General features: G+C 42.9%; 20 protein-coding genes and 1 pseudogene. 19 read left to right on the forward strand and 2 right to left on the reverse strand.

Features of this window, described 5'->3' with window-relative positions; translation table 11 throughout:
- A pseudogene (locus tag DW650_RS20035) lies at nt 1-430 on the reverse strand (DUF6076 domain-containing protein); the annotation flags it as partial.
- Nucleotides 431-652: 222 nt separating this feature from the next.
- On the opposite strand from DW650_RS20035, the gene DW650_RS08965 reads away from it, so the two are divergent.
- The 18 genes from DW650_RS08965 (at nt 653) to DW650_RS09055 (ending at nt 22,967) form a co-directional block, all read left to right on the forward strand.
- Nucleotides 653-1,273 (forward strand): CHC2 zinc finger domain-containing protein, encoded by a 621-nt coding sequence (locus tag DW650_RS08965; RefSeq protein WP_118209688.1) that lies wholly within the window; start codon nt 653-655, stop codon nt 1,271-1,273.
- The gene (locus DW650_RS08970) at nt 1,248-2,639 is read left to right on the forward strand and encodes a DNA primase family protein (protein WP_118209689.1); all 1,392 of its coding nucleotides are present in this window, start codon (nt 1,248-1,250) and stop codon (nt 2,637-2,639) included. Before DW650_RS08965 ends, DW650_RS08970 begins: the two co-directional genes overlap by 26 nt.
- A gap of 378 nt (nt 2,640-3,017) precedes the next feature.
- On the forward strand, nt 3,018-4,307 hold the full coding sequence (locus tag DW650_RS08980) for a plasmid recombination protein (protein ID WP_118209690.1): 1,290 nt from the start codon (nt 3,018-3,020) through the stop codon (nt 4,305-4,307).
- Between the two features lie 15 nt (nt 4,308-4,322).
- Nucleotides 4,323-4,508: a hypothetical protein gene (locus DW650_RS08985; protein ID WP_117526568.1), complete on the forward strand. Its 186-nt coding sequence runs from the start codon at nt 4,323-4,325 to the stop codon at nt 4,506-4,508.
- A gap of 89 nt (nt 4,509-4,597) precedes the next feature.
- Nucleotides 4,598-4,828 carry a helix-turn-helix domain-containing protein gene (locus tag DW650_RS08990; RefSeq protein WP_015540908.1) on the forward strand — a complete coding sequence of 77 codons (231 nt, stop codon included), beginning with the start codon at nt 4,598-4,600 and terminating at the stop codon, nt 4,826-4,828.
- Nucleotides 4,809-6,476 (forward strand): recombinase family protein, encoded by a 1,668-nt coding sequence (locus tag DW650_RS08995; protein WP_334294425.1) that lies wholly within the window; start codon nt 4,809-4,811, stop codon nt 6,474-6,476. Before DW650_RS08990 ends, DW650_RS08995 begins: the two co-directional genes overlap by 20 nt.
- A gap of 308 nt (nt 6,477-6,784) precedes the next feature.
- Nucleotides 6,785-8,311: a response regulator transcription factor gene (locus DW650_RS09000; protein WP_118209692.1), complete on the forward strand. Its 1,527-nt coding sequence runs from the start codon at nt 6,785-6,787 to the stop codon at nt 8,309-8,311.
- The gene (locus DW650_RS09005; protein WP_118209693.1) at nt 8,304-10,082 is read left to right on the forward strand and encodes a sensor histidine kinase; all 1,779 of its coding nucleotides are present in this window, start codon (nt 8,304-8,306) and stop codon (nt 10,080-10,082) included. Before DW650_RS09000 ends, DW650_RS09005 begins: the two co-directional genes overlap by 8 nt.
- The gene (locus DW650_RS09010; protein WP_118209694.1) at nt 10,079-11,365 is read left to right on the forward strand and encodes an ABC transporter substrate-binding protein; all 1,287 of its coding nucleotides are present in this window, start codon (nt 10,079-10,081) and stop codon (nt 11,363-11,365) included. Before DW650_RS09005 ends, DW650_RS09010 begins: the two co-directional genes overlap by 4 nt.
- 266 nt (nt 11,366-11,631) lie before the next feature.
- Nucleotides 11,632-13,014 (forward strand): ABC transporter substrate-binding protein, encoded by a 1,383-nt coding sequence (locus DW650_RS09015; RefSeq protein ID WP_055194409.1) that lies wholly within the window; start codon nt 11,632-11,634, stop codon nt 13,012-13,014.
- Between the two features lie 236 nt (nt 13,015-13,250).
- Complete coding sequence (locus DW650_RS09020) at nt 13,251-14,138, forward strand: carbohydrate ABC transporter permease (protein ID WP_118209695.1); 888 nt, start codon at nt 13,251-13,253, stop codon at nt 14,136-14,138.
- Nucleotides 14,135-14,947, forward strand: a complete 813-nt coding sequence (locus DW650_RS09025) for a carbohydrate ABC transporter permease (RefSeq protein ID WP_117921319.1) — start codon at nt 14,135-14,137, stop codon at nt 14,945-14,947. Before DW650_RS09020 ends, DW650_RS09025 begins: the two co-directional genes overlap by 4 nt.
- Nucleotides 14,948-15,178: 231 nt before the next feature.
- The gene (locus tag DW650_RS09030; RefSeq protein ID WP_118209696.1) at nt 15,179-15,640 is read left to right on the forward strand and encodes a GNAT family N-acetyltransferase; all 462 of its coding nucleotides are present in this window, start codon (nt 15,179-15,181) and stop codon (nt 15,638-15,640) included.
- Between the two features lie 352 nt (nt 15,641-15,992).
- The gene (locus tag DW650_RS09035; RefSeq protein WP_118209697.1) at nt 15,993-17,051 is read left to right on the forward strand and encodes an FUSC family protein; all 1,059 of its coding nucleotides are present in this window, start codon (nt 15,993-15,995) and stop codon (nt 17,049-17,051) included.
- A 118-nt stretch (nt 17,052-17,169) separates the two neighbouring features.
- Nucleotides 17,170-18,459 (forward strand): alanine/glycine:cation symporter family protein, encoded by a 1,290-nt coding sequence (locus DW650_RS09040; protein ID WP_118209698.1) that lies wholly within the window; start codon nt 17,170-17,172, stop codon nt 18,457-18,459.
- Between the two features lie 102 nt (nt 18,460-18,561).
- Nucleotides 18,562-19,434 (forward strand): DUF368 domain-containing protein, encoded by an 873-nt coding sequence (locus DW650_RS09045; protein ID WP_118209734.1) that lies wholly within the window; start codon nt 18,562-18,564, stop codon nt 19,432-19,434.
- A gap of 15 nt (nt 19,435-19,449) precedes the next feature.
- Nucleotides 19,450-21,216, forward strand: coding sequence for an ABC transporter ATP-binding protein (locus DW650_RS09050; RefSeq protein WP_118209699.1), 1,767 nt, complete (start codon nt 19,450-19,452; stop codon nt 21,214-21,216).
- Nucleotides 21,213-22,967, forward strand: coding sequence for an ABC transporter ATP-binding protein (locus DW650_RS09055; protein WP_118209700.1), 1,755 nt, complete (start codon nt 21,213-21,215; stop codon nt 22,965-22,967). Before DW650_RS09050 ends, DW650_RS09055 begins: the two co-directional genes overlap by 4 nt.
- A 74-nt stretch (nt 22,968-23,041) precedes the next feature.
- Here DW650_RS09055 and DW650_RS09060 read toward each other — a convergent pair whose 3' ends face one another.
- Complete coding sequence (locus tag DW650_RS09060; RefSeq protein WP_118209701.1) at nt 23,042-23,743, reverse strand: FadR/GntR family transcriptional regulator; 702 nt, start codon at nt 23,741-23,743, stop codon at nt 23,042-23,044.
- Nucleotides 23,744-23,947: 204 nt separating this feature from the next.
- On the opposite strand from DW650_RS09060, the gene DW650_RS09065 reads away from it, so the two are divergent.
- Nucleotides 23,948-25,633 carry a diguanylate cyclase domain-containing protein gene (locus DW650_RS09065; protein ID WP_118209702.1) on the forward strand — a complete coding sequence of 562 codons (1,686 nt, stop codon included), beginning with the start codon at nt 23,948-23,950 and terminating at the stop codon, nt 25,631-25,633.
- Nucleotides 25,634-25,644: the final 11 nt, after the last annotated feature.

The raw sequence follows: 25,644 nt of genomic DNA on the forward strand, positions 1-25,644 counted from the left end.
CGAAAACTGCGGTATAGCGTTGGAGCATCATCGCATCGGTAAAGTTCTGGATTTCTTCAAATTGCAAAGAATTGGTTGCGGCTTTTATGGCAAACTCCACATATTTCAGCGCATTGTCCACAGTAAAGACTTTTTCAATCCGTTCTCTGTGCTTTGAGATATTCATATAGGAGAACGGCGGTGTTTGACTGAGAATATCAAGCATCGTCAGAGCAGCTTCCGTTGCAATAGGACAGAGTGCAGAAGCATCCTGTCCGGCGTTTAATATTCCAAGCAGCAGATTGATTTTCTCGCATTGCTCGTTTATTTTTGCAATGGTATTCACAGGAACATTCAGTGCATCACAGGCAAGTGTACCGACAGGAAATGTTTTGCTCTCATATATGACCGTATCCTGCCAGAAATCCAATGTCATCAATTCTTGATTCATGCTTGCCCTCCTGTCCTGTTTTTTCATTTTTCTAATTATATCATGTAAATGTGAAGAAATCTACGTCCTCAGATAAGTTGTCCTGTTTTTTGAAACAGGCTTGTCCTGTCATTAGCCTGTTTTTTGAAAAATCCGTCATAACCATAATAGAAGGAGCGAAGCACCTGCCAATCACGGCGGGTGCTTCGTGCTTTCCAGAATATTATGAACGGAGGGTTTTCTATGACAATCTATGAAACCATCAAGGCGGCAATCAGCGTCAAGCAAGCCGCCGAACACTACGGGCTGAAAGTGAGCCACAACGGCATGGCTTGCTGCCCATTCCACAACGACAGGCATCCGAGCTTGAAGCTGAATGAGGACTATTTTTTCTGCTTCGGCTGCGGAGCCAAAGGGGATGTGATCGACCTTGTGGCAAGGCTGTTCAATCTGAGCAGTTATGAAGCAGCGCAAAAGCTGGCTTTGGACTTCGGGCTTGACCCGAAACCGCCCACTGCCGCAGCTATGGTCAAGCCGAAGCGTCCCTATATCCGTCAGTTCCGGGAGGATGAAATGCTGTGCTTCCGGGTGCTGACGGATTATTTGCATCTGTTGGAAGATTGGAAAGTGCGCTATGCTCCCAAGACACCGGAAGATGCTCTGGATGACCGTTTTGTGGAAGCCTGCCAGATGCACTGCTATATCGAATATATGGCAGATGTGCTGACGGTGGGTGATCTGGAAGAACGGGTGGCATTGGTGGACAAGCTGATGCAGGACGGCAAAATTGCTTTTCTGCAAGAGTATACCGCACGAAAGAAAAAGGAGGTGGCGCACCATGGCGAAGAACCGGAAAACGCCTGATATGAACTTGCCCATGTGGTTTGACGGGCAGAACATCAACGAAGCTCTGTTTTGTGAAGAATTTCTGCAAGAGCGCAGGATCATCTTCGCAAACGGAGCTTTTTTCACGCCCGATGGTCGAGTGACGGACGATCTTCCTCTGCGTGGGGAGATTTACGACAAGCTGAAATTCTGTGCCGTAAACAATATCCCCCGGAAGATCACCAACATTCTGGAAGTGCTGAAACTGGAAGCGCAAGTGCCGGACTTTCCACCGGAGCAGGATCGGATTCATTTGTCCAACGGTACGCTGCTATTGAACGGCACATTTACCGAGGGCAGACCGGCTATCGTGCGGAGCCGTTTGCCGGTTGCTTACAATCCCGATGCTACTGCGCCGGTGATCTGGCTGAACTTTCTGGATGGGTTGCTTTACGCCGAGGACATTCCAACTTTGCAGGAGTTTATCGGCTATTGCCTGATTCCCTCCAACAAGGGGCAGCGCATGATGGTGATTAAAGGCAACGGCGGCGAGGGTAAATCTCAAATCGGTGCGGTACTGTCTACCATCTTCGGCACGAATATGAAAGACGGCAGCATCGGCAAGATTTCTGAAAACCGCTTCGCCCGTGCCGATTTGGAACACATTCTCCTGTGCGTGGATGATGATATGCGGATGGAAGCTCTGCGCCAGACCAACTATGTAAAATCCATTGTCACCGCACAGGGCAAGATGGATTTGGAACGCAAAGGCAAGCAGAGTTATCAGGGTTGGATGTTCGCCCGATTGCTGGCATTCAGCAACGGTGATCTGCAAGCCTTGTATGACCGCAGTGACGGATTTTATCGCAGACAGCTTGTGCTGACCACCAAGGAAAAGCCAGTGGACAGAGCTGACGATCCCGACCTTGCGGAGAAGATGAAAGCCGAATCCGAGGGTATCTTCCTGTGGGCATTTGAAGGCTTACAGCGGCTTGTTGCCAACAACTTTAAGTTTACGGAGAGTGAGCGTATCTGGGAAAACCGGGAAGCGGTCAAGCGTGACAACAACAATATCTTTGATTTCATGGATTCCGAGGGATACATCCAGCGTAAAGCGGATGCGTCCATCAGTTCCAAGGATTTCTATGAAATCTACCGGATGTGGTGCGAAGAAAATTCCCTTGCACCGCTGAAAGCCCGCAGCTTCAGCGACGCCATGATTGCCAATGCCGGGAGATTCAATCTGGAACATTGCAACAATATCACCAACTCTGCCGGACGGCGGGTTTGGGGATTCATGGGAGTGGAAGCCATTGCACGACCTCATATAAATGGGTTTTACGGAGATTCGCCGTGTACGTACGTACCGGAGGACATTCCGAAGGAATGGCGGCAGGTCGAGTAAATCCCATTGCTGGTACGTATGTACGCAGCAAAAGAGCGTGAAACGCTCGTTATAGAAACAGCACACATCCTCTCGTTCGGGCTGTTTCTATGTCCACAGGCTTTTGAAAAAGTGTCTGTGGACATCGGCTGCAAGAGGAAGTTGACACAGAACAGCTTCATGCAGACGGGGCTGACCATGGGAAAAGGCGCAGACATTTTCGCCTTGGTCAGCAGAGGTCACCGCAGTGACCGCATTCCCCCTCGGGAGAGCCCTCGGAGAGCCCACGGCACTTTGCAGCCAGTATGGATGAAAGTGTCATAGTGGGTTATTACACTTTGAAAAAGTGCCTCTCCGTAGTTCTCCGCTGTCTGCAAATCTCAAAGAAAGGAAACGCCAATGGCAAGAAACGATGGAATAGACCGTACCGTAGCCAGAAATCAGGACTTGGGAAACCCGGCAGATGTGGCAAAGGTACAGGAACACAATGAGCGTGAAAAGGACAGCTACAGCAATCAGGACATCGTGCCGGAACGCACTTCTCTGAACGTCCATTTCAAAGCACCCACGGACGATTATGTAAAAATGTTTGAGCAGATGGAACAAGACGGCGTGATCTCCACCAGAGGTCTGAAACCGGATGCCGTCAAATACGGTGAGTTGGTATTTGATGTGAACTCCGCTTATTTCTACAACTACGGCGGCTATGAATTTGCGAAACAGTTTTATGCCGATGCCTATAAAGCCGCCGTGGAGATTGTGGGTGGTGAGCAGTATATCCTCTCCGCTGTGATGCACGCCGATGAGCGCAACCGGGCAATGTCCGAAGCTCTGGGCGAGGATGTGTACCACTACCACCTCCATGTGGTCTATATCCCGGTGGTGGAAAAGCAGATCCTTTGGTCGAAGCGATGCAAGGATGAAGCCCTCCGGGGAACCGTTAAGGAGGTCATCACACAGGTCAGCCGCAGCAAGAAATGGGAGTCCAAGCCGGTGCTTGGCGAGGACGGAAATCCCATGCTCAACGCAAAAGGGAAAAAGATTTTGAAGTCATCCTACAGTGTGTTGCAGGATGACTTTTTCAATTTCATGCGAAACGCCGGTTATACCGATGTGGAGCGTGGAGAGCGTGGCAGTACAGAGGAACATCTGACTGTGACCCAGTTCAAGGTGCAGGCAGAACAGCAGCGGCTGGAAGCTGTGACCGGGCAGGTGGCACAGGCAGAACAGAATTTGGAGGATGCCAAAGCTGCCACAGCAAAACAGAAAAAGAAACTGGAATCTTTGCAAAAGGAAACCAAGGCGGCAAAGACCATTGCGCTGACAGTGCAGGACATTGAAGTAATGGGCAAAAAAGCCACATTCGGAAACAATATCACGCTGACACCGGATGAATGCGACACACTCAAACGCCATGCGGTCAATGGCATTATCGTCAATGCTGACAACAAGCGTCTGAAAGAAAAACTGGCTTCCGCAGAAAAGACGGTTTCCATCTGGAAGCAGCGGTATGAAGCGGTAAACGAAAAATATATGGAACTCAAACAGAAAGCCCAACCCTTTCTGGATGCACTGGAAATCGCATCCGAAAGGGTTCGGGCTTTTCTTGATGTTGTCCTCAGCAGAGGAAAAAAAACGCAGGAGCACGAACACACTGCCCGGAAGCGTGGACAGGATATGGAACTTTGATGGAGGAATCGCCTATTGAAGAAATATTATGAGGAAGCGAAATATAATGCGGCATTTGACCGCTGTGTGGATGTTATGAGTCAGATGCTCCAAAAATATGGACATCAGGTTTTGGATAAATTGGAACAGGACGCTCCGCAGGAAGTGGAGTATTCCGAGGAAAGTAATCAAGCGCAGCTTCTGACGGATAAGGCTGCGTAAAATTTGCAATTTACACGTTGCGTATTCACTATGGCTATGCTATAATGATTACGCAACGTGTATTTTTTGCTTTTGTGGAGAAAAGACGGATGGATTGTAAAAACAGAATTATAAAGTTGCGGGAAAGCACAGGACTGAATCGGAAAGATTTTTGCAAGCTCGTCCATATTCCTTACCGGACTATGACTGAATGGGAATTGGACAACCGCCATGCACCGGATTATGTGCTGTGGCTTTTGGAGTATTATATCCGCAACGAGGGACTTATGGTAAAAGGAAGGAATGAGGGAGGTGGAGATTCTGAAAAAGAAACAACTTAAATGCTATCTTTATACAAGAGTGTCCACCTCGATGCAGGTTGACGGATACAGCTTGGATGCCCAGCGTGACAAGCTGCGGAAGTATGCGGCATACGAGGATATGATCGTTGCCGGGGAGTATTCTGACGAGGGCTTTTCTGGAAAGAACATTCAAGGGCGGCAGGAGTTTCAACGGATGCTGAATGACATCCAGGACGGCAAAGATGATGTTTCTTATGTGTTGGTCTTTAAGCTGTCCCGATTTGGCAGAAATGCAGCGGACGTTCTGAACTCTTTGCAACTCATGCAGGATTTCGGTGTCAATCTGATCTGCGTGGAGGATGGCATTGACAGCTCCAAGGATGCAGGAAAGCTGATGATCTCTGTGCTGTCTGCGGTGGCAGAGATTGAGCGAGAAAATATCCGCACACAGACAATGGCAGGACGTGAGCAAAAGGCTCGTGAGGGCAAATGGAACGGCGGTTTCGCTCCATATGGATACAAACTGGAAAATGGAAACCTTGTCATTGCAGAGGATGAAGTGGAAGTAATTCGTGTCATTTATGACCGCTACATTCACACTAATGAGGGTGTTGCAGGAGTTGCAAAATATCTGAACCGCAATGGTTATACTAAGAAACTAAGACAGAATAATACCATTCCGGGATTTTCAAGAGATTTTGTGAAAAATGTATTGTACAATCCTGTTTATATGGGAAAGATTGCTTACGGCAGACGAAGAACAGAAAAGAAACAGGGTACAAGAAACGAGATGCACGTGGTTGAGCAGTCGGAGTTCCCGGTTTATGAAGGACAACACGAAGCTATCATTTCCGAAGAGGATTGGTATCTGGCACAGGAAAAGCGCAAGATCAATTCCTTTAAGCGGGAAAAGGTTAACAATCCAGACCACGCACACATCCTGTCCGGTATCTTGAAATGCCCATGCTGCGGAAAGAGTATGTATGGCAATATCGCCAAGGCGCACAGCAAGGACAAGAAAACACGGTATTATTACTACTGCAAAAATACGGTTACACCGACAGGGCATGAGTGCAGTTTCCGTCTGAATATCGAGCAGACGGAAATCAACAAATTTGTGGCGAAGGTTATCTCCGCTATGGTCAACAATCCACGATTTGTAGAAGCAATTCAGGCGAAAATCGGAACAGCAGTTGATACAGAAGATATGGAAAAGCAGATTGCTGTCCTACAAGGGCGGCTAAAGCAAGCCTTTGGAACGAAAAGCCGCTTGGAGCGTCAGATGGATACCTTGGACCTCAATGATGCCCACTATGACAGAAAGATTTTGGACTTGCAGCGCCGCTATGATGAGCAGTATGATACCATAGAGGAAATCGAAGTTCAGATTGGCGAATTGCAAAGTCAGATCCGCAGCATCCAGCAGGAGAAGATTTCCGGAGACAATATCTATCGCTTGTTACTGGCATTTGATGAAGTCTACCATTCCGCAACGGAAGCGGAGCAGAAGGAGTTTATGAAGGCCTTTATCGAGCGAATTGAGATGTTCCCGGAGAAAAGGAAAGACGGAAGCTGGATAAAGAAGATCGTATTCAATTTTCCTGTGCCTGTTGATGGTGAGGAAGTGAAAGAACTTCCCTTGGAAACTGAAACAACTGTCGAGACGGTGTGTTTATTATCAAAATAGAATAAATTTGCACTATTTTAAGAATTTATATTATTTTGCTTTCTTTCTTTTCATTCCTTTTTCCCATGTGATTTAGATGGTATAATGTGCGTAAGCAATGAGCAGTGCCACATGAGGGTAAAATAAAAAATGGCTGCTTGCAGACACTTTTTTGTTTTATTCTCATGTGATAGGGTGGTGCTAGGTGCCGGTGGCACCTGTTTAGCACGGACCGAAGTGGAATGTAGATGCCCGTCAGTCCGGAAAATCTCTGATTTTCCGGACCTGCATTGCGGAGTTTAATTAACACCACATGGGGAGAAGGATATATGATTCGGGTTTTGATCGTTGATGATGAATATATTATGCGGCAGGGATTAAAATATATGATCCACTGGGAGCAGGAAGGCTATGAAATTGTTGGGGAAGCGACCAATGGAAATGAAGCACTGCGGCTTACAGAAGAGTTAAAGCCGCATATTATCATCAGCGATATTGTGATGTCTGTGATGGATGGAGTTGCATTTACGGAGATGGTGCATAAGATTTATCCGGATATTGCCATCATTATTTTAAGCGGATATGATAAGTTTGAATATGTGAAAAAAACGCTGACAAATGGTGCCATAGATTATATTTTAAAACCGACATTGAATGAGGAAGAACTGTTAAACGTATTAGAGAAAGCAGCGCAGAAAATTCCGGGTTATAAAAGGAAAGAAAAGAGTGAAGGAATCAATTATGCTGCGGAGATGGAGCGTTATCTGATCGGGATGTCACAGGAATTAGATGAGGTGGCTTTCAGCCAGATTTTTCCATATTCCCATTTTCATATTTTCGGGATGCGGATCAAAAATGAGAATGAGATTCCACCGAATGTATCTGAACTCCTGTATCAGAAAATAAAAAAGGATGTCGCTGATTTTGAAGCTGCCAATGGAATGGTCATGATCCTGCAGGAAGAACTGGTCATTGTAGTAATGTGTGCGAAACCGGCAAATGATGCGCAGATGATCCGTTTTTTTGAACAGATGACAGCGGAGTTAGCGGTACTTTCTGAATATATTCTTGGAGTGTGCAGCAGGACGTTTGATGGAATGAGTCTAATCAGGCAGTATTATCGGCAGGATATTTTAGCATATGCAGATAAGGTATTTTATTATAAAGACCTTAAATTTATTCTGGCAGATGAAATGACGGAAAAAGAAAAGATACCTGCTGTAAAATTTGATTTTTTTAAGTATAATAAATTTTTATCCATGAAGGAGTATGGGGAAGCACTGCGTCTGCTTGAGGAATATAATACAAAGGCCTTGCAGAGTGAAATTGATATTGCATCGCTGAAAAACCAGATTAAAAACATGGTCTATTATTTATTAGATCAGCTTGATCTGACAGAAGAACAGAAAGATGCAGAGCGGTATGAGTATTTCAGGGAGATTTCGATGGCGCATTACGAGCAGGATTATAAAGAAGTGATGCGTCAGATATTGGAAAAAATCACTGCACAGATCGGAGTTACACAGAAAACTGTAGATGACAGGATTCCAAGGATGTTAGCTTTTATTGAAAAAAATTATGAGCAGGATTTAAGACTTGAGGATATGGCAGAAGAGTTTAATTTTAATTATCATTATCTTTCGGCGTATTTTCATCAGCATATGAAGGAAGGGTTCAGTGATTATCTAAATGAGATCCGGACGGCTAAAGCATGTGAGCTACTGGAGAATACAGATCTGTCAATTGCCCAGATCAGCGAAAAGGTAGGATATTCGGAGCACAGCTATTTTTGCAGGGTATTTAAAAAAGTTACGGGAAAGACACCGTCAGTCTATCGAAGGAAGAATCATGGATAAGATAAAAAGCCGTTTTAATAGTTTTTCAGGAAAGATCACACTGATCGTAATGCTTGGGATCAGCCTGATCGCCGTTACCGTCAGTTTTGTAGTGCTTGTTATGTCGAGGCAGGTTTTTACAAAAAATTACGGGGATTCCCAGGAAAAGGTTTTTGAACAGATCGAAAAAGAATTTAATGATTTTCATGATCATATCCAGAATGTTTTTGATGCGATAGATTCAAGCTGGGCATTCCGGCTTTATTTTAATGAAACGTCGGAACTCGACAATACGCAGACATTTCAGAATGTTTATCAGATGGAGCAGGATTTAGAGAAGAGTAAATCTGCAGATATGGAGCGGCTGAACATTCTTGTTGTTGGATATAATGGTAAACATTATCTGTCGCGAACGGAAAATATCTGCGTTACAGATCAGGAAATCTTACAATCAGAACCGGCCAAAAAAGCATTAAGTGATCCGGATGTCATCCATTATACTTACACTGGTCAGGCTTATACGACCACATCGAGAAATGCTGATACACTGATCATTTCAAAAGCCCTGTATTATCATGAAAGCAGGGAAGTTTATGCGATTGCTTTTGTGACGCTTACGATGGAGGAGTTAAAGCAGTATTACAATTATTTTGTATCAGATACAACGTCCTTTTATCTTGTGGATGACCATGAAATCGTTCTATGCAGCGACAGACCGGGCATCACAGGGACGCATTTACAGGAAGAATGGTTTGAAAAAATTAAAAATGCGGATGAACTGCGTATGGAATTAAAGCAGGACAGTACCGTGTATACTTTGATGAAACGGATACTGCCATATCAGAAGTGTGCGATTTATGCGCTGATCGATAATGATGTGGCGTTGCAGGATCTTTATAATATGCCGTTTCTGATTGCAAGCTGCAGTGCAATAGGAATCTTTATTCTGATGGCATGTCTGTTTTATACGCATAAGACCATGCGGCCGTTAGCAAAGCTGATCGGAAAAATGTCTGCGATCCGGGAAGGGAATTTTTCAGAATATATGACAGTGGAGGGAACTACGGAAGCGCAGGAGTTAGCTTCCACCTATAATTATATGTTAGATGATCTGAAACACTATGTGGATGAACTGGTGCAGACGCAGAAAAAGCAGAGACAGGCGGAGATCAGTGCATTGCAGATGCAGATCAATCCGCATTATATTTATAATACGCTTGCAAGCATCAAATGGCTGGTATATCAGAATGATACAGCAAAAACGGTACGGACGATCGATGCGTTTATCAGTCTTTTGCGTAATACGATCAGTAACTCGGATGAATTTATTCCGGTGAGACAGGAAATGATCAATATCCAGAATTATATCCTGATCAACCAGACGAGATATGGGGACAGTATACAGGTAGAATATTATGTTTCGAGAGTATGTGAGGAATATCTTCTGCCGAAAATGATCTTACAGCCTTTCATTGAAAATACATTTTTTCACGCGTATCCGGAAGGCAGATGCGGAACGATTCAGATCGTGGTAAAACAGAAGGAGGAAAAATTAGAGATCCAGATCATTGATGATGGTGTCGGAATGACGAAGGAAAAAGTTTTAAAAATTATGAATGAACCAACCGGAAAAGAGCATTATTCCGGAATCGGAGTCCACAATGTGCAGGAGCGGTTAAAACTTTTATATGGAGACGACTATGGGATCAATATTTTCAGTGAAGAACAAAAGGGAACGACGGTGGTAATCGTTTTACCGGTGAGTTATAAGACGGGGACGGATGAAAAATGAAAAGAGCAGGATTTGGCATTATAATGGGCTTGATTTTAGCTATGTTATGTGGCTGCGGACAACGGCAGAGCGTGAGCGCAGAAAAGGAAACAGACAGGATCGTAATCTGGACATGGGATGATACTTTTAATGTAAAAGCTGCAAAACTTGCGGCGAAAGAGTATAAAAAAACACATAAAGATATTCAGATCATAGTAGAGACAAAAGAGAGAGAAGAAATCTTAGCAGATACCAAAAACCTGATCGCATCCAAGATGTATCAGGAACTCCCCGATGTGATCATGATCGAAGATTATGATATCCAGGATGTGCTATCACAATACGAGGATGAGTTTGTAGATCTTACAGACAAAGTTGATTATGACAGATATACGGATTATAAAAGTAAGCTCTGTTCCAAGGGAGACAGATTTTATGGAATCCCGTTTGACAGCGGAACAGCAGCACTTTTTTACAGGCTCGATATTTTAGAACAGGCGGGTTATACCGAGGCGGATATGCAGGATCTTACCTGGGAACGATACATAGAGATCGGAGAGGATGTCTATCAAAAGCTCGGAATCCCGATGCTGACATTAGATCCGACAGATTCACCGCTGCTTCGTATCATCATGCAGAGCGGCGGTCACTGGTATGTGGATGAAAACAATCATGCGGATATTGAGGATAATGAGTATTTAAAAGCAGGACTTCACACATATCAGCAATTACTAAAAAGAAATGTCGGCGTGAGTGTCAATGGCTGGAATGAATTTATTTCTGCTTTTCAGAATGGAAGCGTTGCAAGTGTGATCAGTGGAGGCTGGATCGTTTCAAGCATAAAAAGTGTGGAGGAACAAAGCGGTCTCTGGAGAGTTGTGCCAATCCCGGTGTATGATGGAGAGATAAAGACGGTGGCGGCATCAAATGTCGGTGGAAGTGCATGGTATGTGTTGAAAAATGCAAAAAATCCGGATGCAGCAGTGGATTTTCTGGTGGAAATGTTTGAAAAAGACTCTGATTTTATGAATGAGCTGATCGGAGAAATTGGTCTGCTTCCGGCGGTAAAAGACATGTCAGGGTACGAAAATTATCTTGCAAAAGATGAGTTTTTCGGAGGTCAGCAGGTTACAAAGATTTTGACAGATCTGTCTGGGAATATTATAACTGTGAATTATGGAAGTAAAACATATGAGATAGAGGCGATCGTGGAAGATGAGTTTAATAATTCCCTGACGCAGGATGATCTGTCAGATTGTCTTTCGAATATACAGGTAAAAGCAGCAGCGGTGGTTCGTGAATGAACCGCCGTTTTTTGTTATGTAATTGGAAAATTTGTTGAAATTCCCAATTACATAACAAAACCTCCGGGCAGGATGTTTCAAAAAACAAATTAATGCAAATTTCTAAAAATAGTCCTACTGAATCAAATAACATCCCAAAATATGAAAAATTAAGGTAAAGATAGTCCTAAAGAAAATGGCTCTTATGATGGTATCATTTACCTGTAACAAAGATAAGCAGCCAGAAAGAAAAGCTTATCAAAATGTTTAATATGGAGGGTTACAGGATGAAAAAGAAAGTAATGACTATGGTATTAGCAGCGTCTATGCTGCTTGGAATGGCAGGATGCGGAAGTTCATCTGCAAATGACAGTGCAGCAGCAAATGGAAACACAGCAGGAGGGGATCAGGCTGTGGCAGGAACAGAGAAAAATGATGCGTCAGGTAATGCAGAAGGTGGTTCACAAGAGGGAACACTTACTGTCTGGTGCTGGGATTCATTTAACGTAGATGCAATGAAGGAAGCCGGAAAACTGTATCAGAAAGATCATCCGGATGTAAATATTAATGTGGTCGAGACAGTATCTTCCGATATCCAGACACTGGTTCAAACCTATGCAATGAGCGGTGAGCTGGATGCGCTTCCTGATATTTTCTTAATGGACGATCAGGTATTTGCAAAATATCTTCAGAATTATCCGGATGTGTTTGCAGATCTGACAGATTCCGGAATTGCGTTTGCTGACTTTGCAGAAGCAAAAGTTGCCAATTCTGTAAAGGATGGAAAAAATTATGGTGTTCCATATGACAGCAATACGGTCATTGCCTGCTACAGAACAGATTACTTAGATCAGGCAGGATATACGATCGATGATCTGACAGATATTACATGGGACAGATTCATTGAGATCGGAAAAGATGTGCTCGATAAGACAGGAATGCCAATGCTTACCAATGTGCAGGGCGAGCCTGATTTATTAAATATGATCTTACAGTCTGCAGGAATTTCTGTATTTGATGAGGAAGGAAAGATTTCTCTTGTCAATAATGATGGATTAAAAGAAGCCATGAATGTATATATGGATCTGATCAATGCAGGTATTTTGCAGGAACAGACAGACTGGTCCGGTTATCAGGGTTCTATCAATAATGGTACTGTAGTTGGAACAATCAATGGTTCATGGATCTGTGCAACGATCACATCCACAGATCAGGCTGAACAGGAAGGAAACTGGGCTGTTACAAATATGCCAAAATTAAATGATTATCCGGGTGCAACAAATTACTCTGCACAGGGTGGTTCTACATGGGCAATTTCTTCCTCCAGCAAAAATTATGATCTGGCAGTAGATTTCTTTAAAACAACATGGGCAGGAAGCACCGAATTTTACGATAACATTCTTTCACAGTTAGGTGCGATCGCAACCTATCTTCCGGCAGCAGACAGTGATGCTTACAATCAGGTTTCTGATTACTTTGGCGGAGAGGCAATTTACTCTAAGATCGTATCTTACGGAAGCAATATTCCTACAATCAACAAAGGTATTTACTGGTCTGAGGAAAAAGAAGCTCTTGGAACAGCTTTGACAAACGTATTGAATGGTTCAAGTGATCTTGACAGTGCGATCGAAGAGGCACAGGCAACGATCGAGTTTAACATTGGTCAGTAAAAAAGTATAGATCAATCCTCCCTGTATTTATACTTTTTGAAAAATAATAAACTGCGCGCCTGGCGGGCAAAAGGGAAAGCTGCCAAAAAAGGATATCTTATGTGGCAGCTTTCTCTGTCAAAACAAATAGTTCAGGAATGGGGATCAGTGTGAAAAATATATTTTTCACACGCAAGATTTGTGCTGACGCACAAACTTGAGATGCGCTGAAGAGCAGCGCAGAAATGGGGAATAATATGAAAGCGAAAAAAAGAGTCAGTTTATATAAAAAACAAAGTGTTACAGGATGGGCTTTCCTGCTGCCGGCGACACTGCTGATATTTGCAATGAATTTTTATCCAATGCTCCAGGCGTTTATTTTGTCATTTAAAACAGGAATTGGCAACAATCAGACATGGGGCGGTCTTAGCAATTATGCGCGATTGTTAAAAGACGGCGTGTTCCGTACTGCAATTACAAACAATTTCTTTTATCTGATTATTCAGGTGCCGGTAATGCTGATTCTTGCAATTTTTCTGGCATGTCTTTTAAATAAAAAGGATCTGCGGGGAAAAGGAATTTACCGGACAATGATTTTCTTACCGTGCTGTACAGCACTGGTATCTTATTCGATCATTTTTAAAACATTATTTGCCTATGATGGTTATATCAACACGGTTTTACTGAAATTAGGGCTGATCGGCGAGCGCATCAACTGGCTTGGCGATGTCCATACAGCAAAAGCGATCATTATTCTTGCACTGATCTGGCGCTGGACGGGATACAATATGGTATTTTATTTAGCCGGTCTGCAGAATATCGATGATTCATTATATGAAGCGGCGAAAATTGACGGAGCAAGTCCATTTGCAATTTTCAGAAAGATTACGATTCCGCTTCTTCGACCAACGATTTTACTTACAACAATTATGTCGATCAATGGTACATTACAGTTATTTGATGAGTCTGTCAATTTAACAGGCGGCGGTCCTGCAAACTCAACACTGACAATGTCCCATTACATATATAAAGCAAGTTTTGAATATAATCCACAATTCGGATACGCAGCGGCAATGTCGTATGTGATCTTTATTATGGTAGCAATATTATCCTTTGTTCAGATGAAAGTAGGTGACAAGCGATGAAAGGAAAATTTAAAAATGCAGGCACGCATATCATATTGATCATAGCTTCGTTTATATCCGTATTTCCACTTTACTGGATGATCGCGGCTGCAACAAACAACAGTACAGACGTTCTTGGTGGAAAACTGAGTCTTGGAACAAATTTTATCCAGAACCTGATGAAACTGACTGAAATGCAGAATGTATCAAGAGCGTTTTGTAATTCACTGTTTTATTCAACGATCCTTAGTGTATTATCTTTATTTATCTGCTCGATCGCAGGATATGGATTTGAGATTTACCACGATAAAGCAAAAGATACACTGATGAATATTTTACTTCTTGCGATGATGGTTCCGTTTGCAGCAACTTTAATCCCGTTATTTAAGCTGTTTTCCGGTATGGGCTTATCAAGTACCTGGATCGCATATGTCCTGCCGACGATTTCCACGCCGTTTTTGATCATGTTGTTCCGGCAGAGTGCGAGATCATTTCCGATGGAAATCATTGAGGCGGCAAGAATTGATGGCTTAAGTGAATTTAAAATCTTCCTTACCATTTTTATGCCGACTATGAAATCCACCTATGCTGCAGCACTTACCGTAACTTTCATGAATGCATGGAACAATTACCTTTGGCCGAAAGTTATCATGATGTCAGATACATCACAGACGATGCCGATGTTAGTGGCAAATCTTTCCGTGGGTTACAGTATTGACTACGGCGTACTGATGCTTGGTGTGCTGATCTGTTCTTTGCCGACTGGAATTTTGTTCCTTGTGCTGCAGAAGAGTTTTGCAAATGGAATCGTGGGTGCGGTGAAAGGTTGATATTATTGCATAGTGATAAAAAAGGATTCTGCTTAGGCGGGATTCTTTTTTTGATTCATAGGAAATTACGTCCTATGAATCAAAAAACTCCGGGCGGGATGCGCATCTCGTGGAAAAGAAGTTAGCTGTAAACAGCACCACGTCATTCACAAAAGATTTGAAAATAATAGGAGAAAGGTTTAGAATCGTTAATAGAAATGATAAAATCAGATAACAATGACAGGAGCAGCTATGAATTTTACATACAAAACAGCCATGCCAGAAGATATAGATATTTTAGTCACAACAAGGATTGAAGTTTTAAGAGCAGCAAATAAGTTAGATGATGATGTGGATATGACAGAAGTTGCAGTACAGTCGAGAGCCTATTATGAAAAAGCATTGAAAGACGGCAGCCATACTGCAATACTGGTATATGACAAAGAAAAGATCATTGGCGCAGGCGGTATCAGTTATTTTGAGGTTATGCCGACCTATCACAATCCGACCGGAAAGAAGGCATATATTATGAACATGTATACAAATCCGGCGTACCGGCGAATGGGAATCGCATATCACACACTGTCGTTGTTGGTGGAGAATGCAAAGAACAAAGGAATTGATGCGATTTCTTTGGAAGCAACCGAGATGGGACGCCCGATGTATGAAAAGTTCGGATTTGCCGGGATGAAAGACGAGATGGAACTGAAGTGAGGATGGCACATAATAGGGGTAAACCCCAGGATTTTGTATGCTATTTCTTTTGTCATAAATCGAGTATATCATAAAAATGAGAAAGGGGCAGATGTTTTTATGATTCATAAAATTTGCCAGTACAGCACGAATATCTATTGACAAAACGTTACCCTTGTTTTAATATCCAATTTAACATATGGAAATAGTAGGAAATAAAGTGGGGGTGAGGTTTTGTCTATTAAGAAAAATGAAATCTTGACGTTTCGGGTAAATTGCGCTATAGTACTCTCTACTTTGCTAAAAACACAAATTTAAGATGCAGATGAAAAAGATATTTTCATTGGAAAACAGCATAAGAAGGGAGAGTACTATGACATTTTATCAGGAACTTCAGCTTAGTTCGACCGGCTCAAAACAGCTGATCAAAAATACAGCAGACAAAAAAGAAAAAAGGCGCCATATCTTAATCTATAACTTTAAAGTTTATCTGGTCATGGCATTTTGTGTGGCAGTTGTGACATTATTCAGTAAACTGACCGGATCGGAAAATAGTGTGGTCGGAGTGACGGTTCTTTTAGCTGTACTGGTGCTTAGACAGGCAGATTTTGGGATTAAGACCACGCACGGACTTCTTTCAATCGCGGGAATTTTTGGAATACTGATCGTGGGACCGCGTTTTAGCAATATGCTCTCACCGTTTCTGGCATTTCTGGTAAACGTATGCTGTATCATGCTTTTGATGATTTTAGGATGCCACAATGTGATCATGTATAATCATTCCACGTTTGTGCTTGGATATCTGCTGTTACTTGGATATGATGTGAGTGGACATGCGTATCTGCTGCGTGTGGAGGGACTGTTTGTTGGAATGTTACTCTGTATGGCAATTTTTTATAAGAATCAGAAAAACAGACCTTACCGGAGAACGTTTTTAGATCTGTTCCGGGAATTTGAGCTTTCATCTGCCAGAAACCGATGGTATGTGAAACTGACACTGATCGTTTCTTCTGCGATGCTTTTGATGTCTGTCCTTGGACTTCCAAGAGCTATGTGGGCCGGGATCGCCTGTATGTCCGTCTGTCTGCCGTTTACCGGTGACTGCAACGAAAGAGCAGAGAAAAGAGGGATGTTTAATATCGTTGGAAGTCTTTTGTTTGTAGTATTATATTTAGCGCTTCCGGAATCCATGTATCCGTATATCGGAATGATAGGTGGTATCGGAGTCGGGTATTCTGCCGGTTATGCGTGGCAGACAGCCTTTAATACGTTTGGTGCATTATCAATCGCGGCGGGACTGTTTGGAATGAAAAATGCCGTGCTGCTTCGTATCGGTGCAAATGTATTTGGCAGTATCTATACGATCGTCTGTAGTAAAGGACTAGACCGGCTTGGTCAGGTGTTTGAACGGAGAAAAAAGATCACTGCATAATAAATTGGATTATAAAAAATGGTCTGGAAGTATGACAGGCAGAGAATAAAATCAAAGAATGAATTTTGTAAAATCCCCGTATACTTAGAACAAGGGTATCTGTATACGGGGATTTCTTATGCAAAAAATCAGCCAGTTTGCGGTCGCGGGGCAGATCCTGCTCCTTCTTGGAACACATCTGTATTTTACATTTCGCCTGAAATTCATTCAGCGCAAAATCCCGCAGGGGATCCGACTCAGCTTTTCGGATACAGATCATGCGTCTTACACGGCGCTTGCGACAGCACTTGCTGCTACAATCGGAACAGGGAATATCATCGGTATCTCCACAGCGATAGCGATCGGTGGTGCAGGTGCAGTGTTCTGGTGCTGGATCACCGGTGTGCTTGGAATCGCGACCTGTTATGGTGAGTGTTTTTTATCTATGAAGTACCGTAAAAAAGAAAAGGATGGAAGAATGACCGGCGGTCCGATGTATGTGCTGGAAATTGGGATGAAAAAGAAAGGACTGGCGGTTTTATTTTCTGTATTTACAATATTGGCGTCACTTGGGATCGGCAGCAGTGTACAGGCACATTCCATTAGTGCGGCAGTTACGGAACAGATAGGAATATCGCCGCATATCATCGGGATAGCAGCAGGTGTGCTTGCCGGAAAAGTGATCATCGGGGGAAGCAGGCAGATCGGAAAAGTGTGTACCTGGCTGGTGCCGGTTATGAGTGCATTTTATTTAGGAGGCTGTATTTTTATCCTGATCAAAAATCATACTGTAGTTCCGGAGGCGGTAAAAATGATCGTAACATCTGCATTTGTGCCAGAGGCAGCAGCAGGAGGTGTGGTCGGAACCACGGTGATGGCAGGTTTAAGGACGGGGATTTCCAGGGGACTGTTTACAAACGAGGCAGGGCTTGGTTCTATCCCAATGGCAGCTGCGACAGCACAGAATGTCTCACCGCAGGATCAGGCACTCGTTTCCATGACGGGACCATTCTGGGATACGGTTGTGATGTGTGCGATCACTGGGATTGCCTCCGTTTCAAGTATGATCGCCCATCCGGGCAATTATGTGGGAGTGTCTGGCGAGCGGATGTGTTTTGCTGTATTCCGGGAATTGCCGGTGTGGGGAGATGAGATGCTGTCGTTATCGCTGGTCTTATTTGCATTTGCCACGATCATCGGCTGGAATGTCTATGGAGAATGTGCCGTACGGTATCTGTTTGGGGAGAACAGTGTCCGGATCTATCAGGTCATTTATATGTTTTGTGTGTATCTTGGGGCTGTGATCACGCTTGATGTGGTATGGGGGATTTCGGATATTTTTAATTTTCTGATGGCGGTGCCCAATCTGCTCTGTCTGTGGGGATTGCGCCGGAAAATTGAAATAAATGACAGAAAAATAAAACATTAATGTTTACCGTACTAGACAAAACAGAAGCGAAACGTCTATAATAGGCAGTATGGTGTGCAGATGGCACATGTAAATATTAATAAGGAAGAAAGAGGTAACCGTATGTACATAATACAGTTTATCAGGGGTTTTTGTATGGCTCTTGCAGACAGTGTTCCTGGAGTGTCCGGTGGAACTGTGGCATTTCTGCTTGGATTTTATGATCAGTTTATTGATTCCATTGATGATCTGATCACAGGAAATATGGAGAAAAAGAAAACAGCATTTTTCTTTTTATTGAAACTTGGTATCGGCTGGGTAACAGGAATGATCCTTGCGATTCTGATTCTTGCAAATGTTTTTGAATCCCATATTTATGCGATCAGTTCATTATTTATCGGATTTATTATTTTTGCGATTCCGATCGTAGTCCGTGAAGAAATAGATACACTAAAAGGGAAGTATGCATATCTTCCATTTATACTGGTTGGAGCAGCGATCGTGTGTGCCATTACTTATTTTAACCCGGTTGGCGGCGGCAGCAGCATGAATTTAGAGCATCTGACAGTCACAACAGGAATTTATGTATTTATTGCAGGTGCAATCGCAATCTGTGCCATGGTGCTTCCGGGTATTTCCGGATCAACGCTGCTTCTTATCATGGGGCTTTATCTGCCGATCGTGACGGCGATCAAAGATATCCTGCATCTGAATTTAAAGAGTTTTCCAACTGTATTTGTATTCGGATGTGGAGTATTAGTTGGCATTTTCAGTGTTGTAAAGCTGATCCGTAAGGCACTTGAAAATTTCCGTGCACAGACGATCTTTCTGATCGTTGGCTTAATGCTCGGTTCTATTTATGCGGTTATCATGGGACCGACCACACTTGATACACCACAGCCTGCAATGACGATCCACAATTTTTCTATCCTGTTCTTTATCATCGGCGGGGCAGTGATCCTGGGACTTCAGCAGATGAAAAAAATTAAAAAATAAACATTTGGAGTTTGTATGAGAAAATTACTGGTTTATTTAAAAGATTATAAAAAAGAAAGTGTATTAGGACCACTTTTTAAATTGCTTGAAGCAACCTTCGAGTTGATCGTACCGCTTGTTATGGCAGCAATCATTGATACCGGTGTGGCTTCCGGGGACAAGACCTATATTATGCGGATGTGTATGGTGTTAGTATTGCTTGCAGTGATCGGACTGACATGCTCGATTACCGCGCAGTATTTTGCAGCAAAGGCGGCAGTCGGATTTGCAACAAAGCTGCGTCATGCGCTGTTTGCACATATTGAAAGTCTCTCTTTTACAGAGATGGATACCGTTGGAACGGCAACACTGATCACAAGAATGACGAGTGATGTTAATCAGGTACAAAACGGTGTGAACCTTGTACTTCGTCTGTTTCTCCGTTCTCCGTTTATCGTATTTGGAGCAATGGTCATGGCATTTACCATTGATATTAAAGCAGCACTGGTATTTGTTGTCACCATTCCACTGCTTTCCGTGATCGTATTTGGTATTATGCTCATCAGTATCCCGCTTTATAAAAAAGTGCAGTCTGCACTTGATAAAGTGCTTGGGATCACAAGAGAAAACTTGACAGGAAGCAGGGTAATCCGTGCTTTTAATAAGGAAGAGGATGAGAGAGAACATTTTAATGAGAATAATGATCTCCTGACCAGAGCACAGATCTATGTTGGAAAAATATCTGCCCTGATGAATCCGCTTACCTACGTGATCATCAACGGTGCGATCGTTGTGCTTGTATGGACTGGTGCAGTCCGTGTTGACAACGGATATATCACACAGGGACAGGTTGTTGCTTTGATCAACTATATGTCACAGATCTTAGTAGAATTAGTAAAACTTGCGAACCTGATCATCAACATCAACAAATCTATCGCATGTGGAAACCGTATCCAGTCTGTTTTTGAGATGCAGTCATCCATTACAGACGGATGCAGCCGGAATATGGACAAGCCACAGACAACGGATTCTGATGAATCTGAAGATACAGAGTATGCAGTGGAATTTTCTCATGTGGGATTAACTTATGCAGGTGCCGGAGATGAGTCCTTAACAGATATTGATTTTAAGGTAAAAAAAGGTGAGACGATCGGTATCATTGGAGGAACCGGTTCCGGAAAATCATCGGTTGTCAATCTGATCCCAAGATTTTATGATGTGACAGCCGGCTCTGTCAAAGTAAACGGAAAAAATGTCAAAGATTATTCACTTGAAGAACTTCGAGGAAAGATCGGTACTGTTTTACAGAAAGCAGTATTGTTCCATGGATCGATCCGTGAAAATTTAAAATGGGGTAATCCGGATGCTTCGGAAGAAGATTTGATCAATGCGATCACAGTAGCACAGGCAAAAGAATTTATTGACAACAAAGAGGGTGGACTTGATTTTGAAGTCGAACAGGGTGGAAAAAATCTTTCCGGCGGACAGCGCCAGCGTCTGACGATCGCACGTGCGGTTGTAAAGAAACCGGAGATACTTATTTTAGATGACAGTGCATCCGCACTTGATTTCGCAACAGACGCTGCACTCAGGAAAGCAATCCGTGAGATGGAAGGCGGGACAACTGTTTTTATTGTTTCCCAGAGAGCAGCATCCATCCAGCATGCAGACCGCATTGTTGTGCTTGACGATGGAAAGATCGTTGGTCTTGGAACCAGCGAAGAACTGTTAGAAAGCTGTGAGGTATACCAGGAGATTTACAATTCACAGTTTAAAAAACAGGAAGGAGGTAAGACAGCATGAAGAAAGTAGTGACAGAGCAGCAGGAGACAACGATAAAAAAAGTGCTGGATTACATCCGAAGGTACTGGATTTACCTTGGATTATCGATCGTGCTTGCAGCGGTTACCGTCGCGCTGACACTTTATATCCCGATCCTTACAGGGCGTGCAGTGGATCTGATCGTAACAAAGGGACAGGTTGATTTTTCAGGCATCCTTGTGATCTTAGAGCGTATGGCAGTTGTGATTTTGCTCACGGCAGCCGCGCAGTGGATCATGAATGCATGTAACAATAAAATTACTTATAATGTGATCCGTGATATCCGGAAAGAGGCATTCGAGCGGATCGAACATTTACCGCTTAAGTATATTGATTCACATTCCTACGGTGAGGTGGTAAGCCGTGTTATTGCGGATGTTGACCAGTTTGCAGATGGACTTTTGATGGGATTTACCCAGTTTTTTACAGGAATTGTGACAATACTTGGCACGCTGATCTTTATGCTGACGATCAGTGTGAATATTACCATTGCGGTTGTTGTTATCACACCGTTATCACTGTTTGTTGCAAGTTTTATTGCAAAAAAGACATTTTCCATGTTCAAACTGCAGTCTGAGACGCGGGGCGAACAGACCGCTTTCATCGAAGAGATGGTTGGAAATCAGAAAGTTGTTCAGGCATTTTCCCATGAGGATGAGGCATTAGAGCAGTTTGATGAGATCAACGGAAGACTTCAGAAATATTCACTGCGGGCAATCTTCTTTTCCAGTATCACAAACCCGGCAACACGTTTTATCAACAGCCTTGTCTATGCGACAGTCGGTGTTGTCGGTGCATTTCTTGCAATAAAAGGAAGCATTACCGTTGGACAGTTATCGAGTCTTTTAAGTTATGCAAACCAGTATACAAAGCCGTTCAATGAGATCTCCGGTGTCATTACGGAGCTGCAGAACGCGCTTGCCTGTGCGGCACGTGTGTTTGAACTGATCGAGGAGCCGGTTGAAGTACCGGATGCCAAAGATGCAAAAGTGTTAAAGAAGGCAGATGGAAGCGTGGAACTGTCCCATGTATATTTCTCTTATACACCGGAACAGAAGCTGATCGAGGACTTCAATCTTTCCGTACAGCCGGGACAGCGTGTAGCGATTGTAGGCCCTACGGGATGTGGCAAGACAACACTCATCAACCTTCTGATGCGTTTTTATGATGTAAACAGTGGAAAAATCTGTGTCAGCGGAATACCGGTTGATGAGATGACCAGAAAGAGTTTAAGAAGTAATTATGGTATGGTACTGCAGGAGACATGGTTACGGAGCGGAACGATCCGTGAAAATATCACGATGGGAAAACCGGATGCCACAGAGGAAGAGATCATTGCGGCAGCAAAAGCATCCCATGCGCATAGTTTTATCAAACGTCTGCCAAAAGGATACGATACGGTGATCTCGGAGGATGGCGGAAGCCTTTCACAGGGACAGAAACAGCTTTTATGTATCACAAGAGTTATGCTCTGCCTGCCGCCGATGCTGATCTTAGATGAGGCGACATCCTCGATCGATACAAGAACTGAGATCAAGATACAGGAAGCATTTGCCCGTATGATGAAAGGGCGTACCAGTTTCATCGTTGCACACCGCCTTTCCACGATCCGGGAAGCAGATATCATTCTTGTCATGCGGGATGGAAATATCATAGAACAGGGAAAACATGAGGAACTGTTAGAGAAGAATGGATTTTATGCAAAGCTGTACAACAGCCAGTTTGCAAAATAAAAGTATAGATCGGAATATGAAAAAACAGCCTGATTTTGAGATGGAATCCAAAGTCAGGCTGTTTTGTAGTATGATCAGTAGATCATGCGGGTTCCACTGATGCATTCGGTTGTAGAAGTTTCTATATAATCGAGAGCACCACGGACATCTCTTGCACGGACAAAATTATAGATGGACAGGGCACTCTGGTATAATTCTTCTATGCCGTATTTTGTTGCATAGCGTACCCAAAGACTGCATACAAGATCACGGAATGATATAAAGAACAGTGGAAGCAGCATATTTCCACTGATAAAACTCAGCTCATGGCTGAACTCAAAGATAGATGTTGCAGCATCTTCCGGTGTTGTGGCATTTTTTAATTTTTCAAGGTAAAAAGAAAGACCCTCGATCGCAGCATCCGTTGCTGTTTCAATCGCAAGGCGGGATGCAAGGTTCATAAAGAGAATACGGACCTCAAGGATGGAACAGATTTCTTCCTGGCTTAAAGATCCGCCATTATATTTCATAATGGAAACTAAAGTGTCCATGGTTCCATTTCTGCGGTAATCCTCTACAAATGTGCCGATGCGCGGTTTTACCACGACAAATCCTTTCTGTTCAAGTTCGGCGATACCGGAGTTGACAACAGCGCGTGAAACCTGCATGGATGTGGCAAGTTCACGTTCGGATGGAAGTTTTGTACCGATTGGAAGTTTGCCGGAAATGATCATATTTTCCAGTTCGGATATAAATAATTCTTTGAGTGATGGTGCGTTTAATTTTTGAAATTTCATATGTTATGATTCCTTTATATTGTCGAGATTCTTTGTGGTATGTGGTCATACCACAATAATTTTAGATGTTATGCAGAAAAAAATCAAGAAAATGTTGCTTGAAATGTTCAAAAATACATACAAAAAATAAGTGATATTTTTTGACAATTTATGACAAAATGCATATAATAGAACATATATCAGAAAGAGGAGAGAGGATTGCCGATGAGGTCTTTACAGTCTAAATTTCTGGCTTTGACGGTAGGCTGTGTACTTCTTACAGCGTTGGCACTGGGATATGTTGGTTTTTTATATACGCATAAACTTGTAAATGAGGATTCCACACAGTTTATGAATCTGTTCTGTGAAGATAAGGCACAGGAGATTGATGCAGCACTGATGGGGATTGAACAGTCCGTGAATACGATCAGGGATTATACGATAGAGCAGTATAACGCACTCGGAATTGGTGGTACAGGCAGGGACAATGTGGATGCCTTTGTAAAAAAAGTACAGGAAGTTTCACTACATACCGTGAAAAATACAGAAGGATCACGTGGAGTATATATGAGAGTTAATCCTGAAATTGCCGATGACCAGACAGGATTTTTCTGGTATAGGGATGAAAAAGGTGATGTTAACGAAGATTCTCTGGTTGATTTTTCAAAATATACAAAAGATGACACACAGAATGTCGGATGGTACTATGAAGCTCTTGAGAACGAAGACGCTTTCTGGATAGAACCGTATAACAATCTGAATAAAAATGACTGGATCATTTCGTATGTGGTGCCGATATATCAGGATGAAGATTTTATTGGTGTTCTGGGCATGGATATTGACATGGCACTATTGAAGGAAAAGGTAGATTCCGTACAGATTTATCAGAGCGGTTATGCTTTTCTGGCAGGAACAAATGGTGCTCTTTATTACCATCATGATTATCCGGAGGGACTTGCTGAGGGAAGTGTACACGGAAAGATCAGAAAGGTGTTAAATTTACTGATCAAAAAAGCAGGACAGGATAGTCTGGTCAGTTATAATCTTGAGGGAACAAAGAAAGAAATGACGGCAAGACAGCTGGAAAATGGTATGCTGTTTGCTGTTACAGCACCGGTGCAGGAGATTAATGAATTAAGCAGCCGTATTATACGTCTGTTTCTGGTTTCAACCGTTGTGATAATGATTTTTTCAGTCGTGATCACAATACATGTTACCAGAAAAATGATACGACCGCTCAAAGAACTTACGGAAGCAGCACAGAAAGTTGCAGGCGGTGATCTTGATGTCAACATTGACTGTGAGTCAAAAGATGAAGTTGGAGTGCTTGCAGACAGTGTACAGCAGATGGTCAATCATCTGCGGCATTATATCGATTATGTAAATGAACAGGCGTATACAGATGCCCTGACGGGTGTTGCTAACAAGGCGGCATATAAGGAGTATGTGGATAAACTGGATAAACGCGCGGCAGCCGAGAATATGAAATATGCAGTTGTGGTCATGGATATCAATAATCTCAAAAAGATCAATGACAATTTTGGACATGAATTTGGGGATATGCTCATCCGGGATGCAAGCAGACTGATCCAAAAAGGATTTAAAGATCATACTGTATACCGGATCGGTGGTGATGAGTTTGTGATCATCATCGAACAGCCCAAACAGACAGAATGCGAGGAACTGCTGGCAAACTTTGATAATGGTATTATTGTTTTCAATAAAAATAATACAAAGTATGAACAGAAGATACAGATTGCAAGAGGAGTCGCATTCCATGAAACAGACAGTATAGATTTATTTGCAGCAGTGTTCCGTGAAGCGGATCATGCGATGTATGAGAATAAAGTCATGCAGAAATCAAAACAGACGGATCCACCTGTGGTGGAGCAGTCTCAGACAATAACATAGCTGGAGGATAA

Origin of the sequence: Roseburia sp. AM23-20 (assembly GCF_003470905.1) — a bacterium.
In the GTDB taxonomy this organism is placed as follows: domain Bacteria; phylum Bacillota; class Clostridia; order Lachnospirales; family Lachnospiraceae; genus Roseburia; species Roseburia rectibacter.